A 1,407-nucleotide genomic window follows, 5' to 3' on the forward strand; every position below is an offset into this window, starting at 1 on the left:
GGGACCTGCGCCAGCGGCTGGGGCTGTCGCTGTCGCAGCTGCCCAGGCTGGGCGCGGCGCTGTCGCGGTGTGACTCGGCGCTCCTGAAGTCGCTTTCCGGGCCGCTGGGCGCGCTGCCGGAGCTGGCGGACCTGCTGATGCGCGCGGTGCTGGACGAGCCGCCGGTGGTCATCCGCGAGGGCGGCTTCATCCGGCCGGGCTTCCACGCGGAGCTGGACGACCTGGTGGCGCTGTCCACGTCCGGCAAGGACTACCTGCTCAAGCTGGAGCAGCGGGAGAAGGACCGCACGGGCATCTCCTCGCTGAAGATCCGCTACAACAAGGTCTTCGGCTACTACCTGGAGGTGACGAAGGCGAACCTCCACGCGGTGCCCAGGGACTACATCCGCAAGCAGACCACGGTGGGCGCGGAGCGCTTCGTCACCGAGGAGCTGAAGGAGTACGAGGAGAAGGTCCTCACCGCGGAGGAGCGCCGCGTGGTGCTGGAGCTCCAGCTCTTCGAGGAGCTGCGCACGAAGGTCATCGCCGCGGCGCCGGGCATCCGCTCCGCGGCGGAGGCCGTGGCCACGGCGGACGCGCTGGTGTCCTTCGCGCGGTGCGCGGCGGAGTACGGCTACACGCGGCCGCAGGTGGACGCAGGGGAGGGGCTGACCATCACCGGCGGCCGGCACCCGGTGGTGGAGCGGATGCTGGGCTCGGGCGAGTCCTTCGTCCCCAACGACGTGCGGTTGGATCCAGAGGACGCGCAGCTGCTGGTCATCACCGGCCCGAACATGGCGGGCAAGAGCACGGTGATGCGGCAGGTGGCGCTGACGGCGCTGATGGCGCAGGCGGGCTCGTTCGTGCCGGCGAAGGCGGCGCGCATCGGCCTGTGCGACCGCATCTTCACGCGCGTGGGCGCGGCGGACAACCTGGCGCGCGGGCAGTCCACGTTCATGGTGGAGATGACGGAGACCAGCCACATCCTCCATCACGCCACGAAGAAGAGCCTGGTCATCCTGGATGAGATTGGCCGGGGCACGTCCACGTTCGACGGCCTCTCCATCGCGTGGGCGGTGGCGGAGCACCTCCACGACACGGTGGGCGCGCGGACGCTCTTCGCCACGCACTACCACGAGCTGGTGGACCTGGCGCGCGAGCGGCCCCGGGTGAAGAACCTGTGCATCGCGGTGAAGGAGCAGGGCGGCAAGGTCATCTTCCTGCGCAAGCTGGTGCCCGGCGGGGCCAGCCGCTCCTACGGCATCGAGGTCGCGAAGCTGGCCGGGCTGCCGCCGGAGGTGGTGACGCGCGCCCGCGAGCTGCTGCAGAACCTGGAGTCCGGCGAGCTGGACGACGCGGGCCGTCCCCGCGTGGCGGTGCGCTCCGCGAAGCGCGCGGCGACGAGCGCGGGGCAGCTGGGGCTGTTCG

General features: G+C 71.3%; 1 protein-coding gene. It reads left to right on the plus strand.

Translation table 11 applies throughout. The features are described 5' to 3' along the window. Positions 1 to 1,407, plus strand: a 1,407-nt coding sequence (mutS, locus tag ACLEQD_RS43370) for a DNA mismatch repair protein MutS (RefSeq protein WP_410391790.1), incomplete at both ends; no start/stop codon positions are given.

Source organism: Corallococcus sp. 4LFB (genome assembly GCF_046520365.1).
Classification (GTDB): domain Bacteria; phylum Myxococcota; class Myxococcia; order Myxococcales; family Myxococcaceae; genus Corallococcus; species Corallococcus caeni.